The sequence below is a fragment of the Mesorhizobium sp. M4A.F.Ca.ET.050.02.1.1 genome (assembly GCF_003997725.1).
Lineage (GTDB): Bacteria > Pseudomonadota > Alphaproteobacteria > Rhizobiales > Rhizobiaceae > Mesorhizobium.
In genome coordinates this window covers 1-5,574 of the sequence record NZ_RZSG01000386.1, presented here as the reverse complement: position 1 = coordinate 5,574, position 5,574 = coordinate 1, and the positions used below count along the sequence as shown (strand labels likewise).

Below are 5,574 nucleotides of genomic sequence, written 5' to 3'. Positions count from 1 at the left end.
CCACATGAATGATCCCTATGTGCAGCGCTCGAAAGCGGACGGATTCAGATCCCGCGCTGCCTACAAACTGATCGAGATCGACGACAAGCACCATCTGCTGAAGCCGGGCATGAAGGTGATCGACCTCGGCGCCGCCCCCGGGGGCTGGTGCCAGGTGGCGGCCGCGCGGACGAAGTCGACGGCGGAGAACCCGCATGTCGTCGGCATCGACTATCTGGAAATGGACGCCGTGCCGGGCGCCCCGGTGCTGCTGATGGATTTCCTCGACCCCGAGGCGCCGCAGAAGCTGTCGGAGGCGCTTGGCGGCCAGCCGGACGTCGTCCTGTCGGACATGGCGGCGCCCACCACGGGCCATCGCCGCACCGATCACCTGCGCACCATGCATCTGTGCGAAGTGGCCGCCGATTTCGCGCTCTCGGTGTTGAAGCCCGGCGGGCACTTCCTCGCCAAGACTTTCCAGGGCGGTGCGGAGAACGAGCTGCTGTCTGTGTTGAAGCAGAACTTCCGCTCGGTCCACCACGTCAAGCCGCCGGCCTCCCGCGACGAGTCGGTGGAGCTCTATCTGCTGGCGAAGGATTTTAAGGGCTAGCGCCTTTCCCTTCTCTCCTTGTGGGAGAAGGTGGCTGCGCAGCGGCCGGATGAGGGGCAATCCGGCTTGGCAAAGACGGCGATCCGTGGCGCACCCCTCAATCGTCTCGGCGCTGCGCGCCGATCCACCTTCTCCCACAGGGGGAGAAGGAGAGGCGCTTCACTTCCCCGGCGACCTCGCCGGTTCCAGCGTCTTTGGTGTTGCCAGCCGGCCATGTCCGGACACCGCGTTGCCGGCATCGGACGCCAGCCGCATGAACGTCAGCGAAGCCACCGCCGACACCGCCGCCACGATGAAAAAGGCGACATGGAAGTCGCTGAGTGTCAGCGGCCCGCCATGAATCGACGTCGAGACTTCCAGGATACCGCCGGCCAGCGCCACGCCGAGCGCGATCGACAGCTGCTGGAACACCGCCGTGATCGGCGTTGCCTTGCTGGTATCTTCGGCCGACACCTCGGCATAGGAGAGCGCGTTGACGCCGGTGAAGAACATCGAGCGGATGAAGCCGCCAACCAGCAATATGACAAGCATCAGCGCATAGGGCGTTTCGGGGGTGAACAGCCCATAGATGGCGATCGACCCGGCCGCGATCAGCGAGCCCGAAATAAGCACCCGGCGGAAGCCGGCAAGCCTGAAGATCAGCGCGGTGACGAATTTCACGCCGATGGCGCCGATCGCCGAAACGAAGGTGATCATGCCCGACTGGAATGGTGTCAGCCCGAAGCCGATCTGGAACATCAGCGGCAAAAGGAACGGCACCGCGCCGATGCCGATGCGAAACAGCGAGCCCCCGAGCACCGAGGAGCGGAACACCTGGTTGCGGAACAGATCCAGCGCAAGCAGCGGATTTTCAGCGCGCCTGGCATGCAGAAGATAGAGCACGCCCGACACCAGCCCGACCGCCACGGTGATGAAGCCGGCGATCGGCGGCAAGGCCGGCAGGCTGACCACCGACAGGCCGAAAACGACGCCCGATGCCGCAAGCCCGCTCAGCACGAAGCCGGGGAAATCCAGCGGCGGCGTCTCGGCGGGCTCGGTCTCCGGCAGGAAGCGGGTGGCGAGCCAGATGCCGATAAGCCCGATTGGCACATTGATCAGGAAGATCCAGTGCCAGGTGAAGTAGGTGGTGATGAAGCCGCCGATCGGTGGACCGACGAGCGGTCCGACCAGGGCCGGCACGGTCAGCCAGGACATCGCCGCGACCAGCTCGCTCTTCGGCGTGGCGCGCACCAGCACCAGGCGGCCGACCGGAGTCATCATCGCGCCGCCGATACCTTGCAGGAAACGGGAGACGACAAAGGCCGGCAGTGAATTGGATATGGCGCAAGCGACGGAGCCGAGGATGAAGACGGCGATCGCGGCGCGAAAGACGTTCTTGGCGCCGAAGCGGTCGGCCATCCAGCCGCTGATCGGAATGAAGATCGCCAGCGACACCAGATAGGCGGTCAGCGCCAGCTTGAGCGCGATCGGGCTGGTGTGGATGTCGACGGCGATCGCCGGCAGCGACGTCGCGATCACGGTCGAATCCATGTTCTCCATGAAAAGTGCGACCGCCAGGATGAGCGGAATGATGCGGTTCAAGGGAACGCCCTGATTTGTCTTCACGAATCCGGAGCCTGGCTTGGGGGCGAGCCGGCATGCCCGGGCGGTTATCACGCATTGGCCCGAGTGTCGCATTAAATTGCTGTCACTTTTGCGCGACCGCAACCCCTGGTGGCCATATGTCATCGGCATCAGGGCAGTCGAGCCAATCAACGTTCCGACGCAACCCTAGATCAAAATGTAACAAGGGTGCCCGTCGAGTACCTGCTCGCGCCGGCGAAGAGATCGAGCATTCACCGGTTCTGATCGCTGTGCCGCCGCCACCCAAAAAGCGGGCAATTGCGATCAGGTCATGCGACCGCAGTCCTTCGTGGCCGCCATCAGGGCAACCCAGCACTTGCGATGACATGCAATCATCGTCTTTTCAATGTCATCGCGACGTGTTACCAGCCAGCGCCAATCCTGAAAGGGAAGAAACGAGTCGGCGCTGTCCATAACGGTCCAGCGCTTTTTTGTATTCCCCAGGCTTTTTCGTGTTCGAAGGACTGGCCATGGCAAAAATCATCGAAACGTCCACCGGCGCGCTGGCGCTGACCTTTGACGACGTGCTGCTGCAGCCCGGTCATTCCGAGGTCATGCCCGGCGAGACCGACATCCGCACCCGCATCGCCGGCGACATCGACCTCAACGTGCCGATCCTGTCGGCCGCCATGGACACCGTCACCGAGGCCCGGCTCGCTATCGCCATGGCCCAGGCCGGCGGCATCGGCGTCATCCACCGCAATTTCTCGCCAGCCGAGCAGGCAGAGCAGGTCCGCCAGGTGAAGAAGTTCGAATCCGGCATGGTGGTGAATCCCGTCACCATCGGTCCGGACGCCACGCTCGCCGACGCGCTGGCGCTGATGCGCACCTACTCGATTTCGGGCATTCCGGTGGTCGAGAACGGCGGCACCGGCGGCCATACGGTCGGCCGGCTGGTCGGCATCCTGACCAACCGAGACGTGCGTTTCGCTTCCGATCCCTCGCAGAAGGTCTATGAGTTGATGACCCGCGAGAACCTGATCACGGTGAAGGAGAATGTCGACCAGGATGAGGCCAAGCGGCTCTTGCACAAGCACCGCATCGAGAAGCTGGTCGTCGTCGACAGGAAGGGCAATTGCGTCGGCCTGATCACCGTCAAGGACATCGAGAAGTCGCAGCTCAACCCGCACGCCACCAAGGATGCGCAGGGACGGCTACGCGCCGCCGCCGCCACCAGCGTCGGCGATGACGGCTTCGAGCGTGCCGAACGCCTCATCGATGCCGGCGTCGATCTTCTGGTCATCGACACCGCGCACGGCCACTCGCAGCGCGTGCTGGACGCGGTGACCCGGGCGAAGAAGCTTTCGAATTCGGTGCGCATCCTGGCCGGCAACGTCGCCACTGCGGAAGGCACGCAGGCGCTGATCGACGCCGGCGCCGACGCCGTCAAGGTCGGCATCGGTCCAGGCTCGATCTGCACCACGCGAATCGTCGCCGGCGTCGGCGTGCCGCAGCTTTCGGCGATCATGTCGGCGGTCGAGACGGCGCACAAAAAGGGCGTGACGGTGATTGCCGACGGCGGCATCAAATATTCGGGCGATCTCGCCAAGGCGCTCGCCGCTGGCGCCGGCGCCGCCATGATCGGCTCGCTGCTGGCCGGCACCGACGAGAGCCCGGGCGAGGTCTATCTGCACCAGGGCCGCTCGTTTAAGGCCTATCGCGGCATGGGCTCGGTCGGCGCCATGGCGCGCGGCTCGGCCGATCGCTACTTCCAGGCCGAGGTCCGCGACACGCTGAAACTGGTCCCGGAAGGCATCGAAGGGCAGGTTCCCTACAAAGGACCTGTGGCTGGCGTGCTGCACCAGCTTGCAGGCGGCCTGAAAGCCGCTATGGGTTATGTCGGTGGCCGCGATCTTGCCGATTTCCGAGAACGCGCCACCTTTGTGCGCATATCCAACGCCGGACTTCGTGAAAGCCACGCCCATGACGTCACGATCACCCGCGAAAGCCCGAACTATCCGGGCGGAATTTGATCAGGCCGCCGAGCCTGACCAACGGGATCGTTACAGGCTTTGGCGCAACCTGACGGCGACAGCGCTTCGGCTGTCGCGCCACACCGCAGCGCTCTCGTTCGTCACGCTGGCGGTCTTTGTCGCCATGACCCTGCTGGAATTCTTCTATTTCCGCCGCTTGAGCGGCGGACTGCCGTCGCTCGACATGCGCCTTGCCGGCTTCACCCCGGATGAAGGCATGGCCTGGCTCACCGCGCTTGGCCGGCGCGGCGGCGAGATCATCCTCGTTTGGCACTATCTGACCTTCGACCTCCTGTTCCCGGCGCTCCTGTCGCTGACCCTGCTCAGCCTCCTTCTGGTCACCGGGCGCCGGCTGGCCAAATTCCGGACGATGGCCGCCCCCGCCCAGTCGCTGTTGGCCCTCGTGCTCGTGCTGCCCTATACGCTGGCCGACTACGCGCAGAATCTCGCCGTGGCGCGGCTGCTGTCCGATTTCCAGTCGGCCAATCCCGATTCGCTCGCCTTCGCCTCGGCCCTGACCGTCACCAAATTCGCGCTGCTGGCGATCCCCGTGAGCGTCATAGCGGTCTTCTACCTGGCGGATCAGCGACAGGCCGGGCAGGGCGGCGAGCAGCCGTGAGCCAGACCGCGATCTTCTGGCCGATGCTGGCGCACGTTCTGCTGGTCTATATTGTCTATCTCGTGATGGCCCGGCGCCGGTACTTTGCCGTCAAGTCAGGCGAGGCAAAGGTCGGCCAGTACAAGGTCCGCACCACCGAGCCGGCCTCCTGCGTCACCGTCGCCAACAATCTGATCAATCAGTTCGAATTGCCGGTGCTGTTTCACGCGCTGTGCCTGGCGCTGTTCATGACCAACGGCGTCAACTATTTGACGCTTACGCTGGCGTGGATATTCATCCTGTCGCGCTACGCCCACGCCTGGGTGCATCTCAGCAGCAACAACCTGCGCCACCGCAGCTCCGTCTTCTTCTTCGGCGCGGTGGTTCTACTGCTGGCCTGGGTGTTGTTCGCGTTGCACCTTCTTGGGGCGGGCTGAATCGACCTTGGCTCACTTTCTCCCCTTGTGGGAGAAGGTGACCGAGCAAGGCTCGGTCGGATGAGGGTGTCGGACGGAGTGAAGCGCTGGCGACGCAAGTGCTTAAAATCGCTCGATTTTGCTACATCGCATTTCTTCCAGCCATCCGTCTCGGCGCTGCGCGGCGATCCATCTTGGGGAGAAGGGAAGATGCTACAGGTCGAACAGCGCAATCTTGCGCTTGTCGAACTTAATGCCGATCTCGCCGCGCAGCGCCGAGACGGATGGCTGGAAGAAATGCGATGTAGCAAAATCGAGCGATTTTAAGCACTTGCGTCGCCAGCGCTTCACTCCGTCCGACACCCTCATCCGACC

Annotated in this window: 5 protein-coding genes; 4 read left to right on the top strand and 1 reads right to left on the bottom strand. The window is 63.8% G+C overall.

Annotation, left to right across the window (positions count from 1 at the left end):
- A partial coding sequence (locus tag EOA33_RS22290) for an RlmE family RNA methyltransferase (RefSeq protein WP_145989235.1) occupies window positions 1-589 on the top strand: 589 nt, incomplete at its 5' end.
- A gap of 159 nt (window positions 590-748) precedes the next feature.
- Here the strand turns inward: EOA33_RS22290 and EOA33_RS22285 are convergent.
- Entirely contained in the window at window positions 749-2,170 is a 1,422-nt protein-coding gene (locus EOA33_RS22285; RefSeq protein ID WP_127406607.1) for an MFS transporter, read from the bottom strand.
- A 512-nt stretch (window positions 2,171-2,682) separates the two neighbouring features.
- Here EOA33_RS22285 and guaB point away from each other — a divergent pair.
- From guaB to EOA33_RS22270, 3 genes are read left to right on the top strand one after another with little or no spacing between them, the layout of a single operon-like run.
- Entirely contained in the window at window positions 2,683-4,185 is a 1,503-nt protein-coding gene (guaB, locus tag EOA33_RS22280) for an IMP dehydrogenase (RefSeq protein ID WP_126054986.1), read from the top strand.
- Window positions 4,136-4,804 (top strand): hypothetical protein, encoded by a 669-nt coding sequence (locus tag EOA33_RS22275; protein ID WP_127406606.1) that lies wholly within the window; start codon window positions 4,136-4,138, stop codon window positions 4,802-4,804. The genes guaB and EOA33_RS22275 overlap by 50 nt, the downstream gene beginning before the upstream one ends.
- Window positions 4,801-5,220, top strand: coding sequence for an MAPEG family protein (locus EOA33_RS22270; RefSeq protein WP_127406605.1), 420 nt, complete (start codon window positions 4,801-4,803; stop codon window positions 5,218-5,220). Before EOA33_RS22275 ends, EOA33_RS22270 begins: the two co-directional genes overlap by 4 nt.
- Window positions 5,221-5,574 lie beyond the last annotated feature (354 nt).

Coding starts and splice junctions, on each gene's coding strand:
- guaB (WP_126054986.1), top strand. CDS start 2,683: ATGGCAAAAATCATCGAAACGTCCACCGGCGCGCTGGCGCTGACCTTT.
- EOA33_RS22275 (WP_127406606.1), top strand. CDS start 4,136: ATGACGTCACGATCACCCGCGAAAGCCCGAACTATCCGGGCGGAATTT.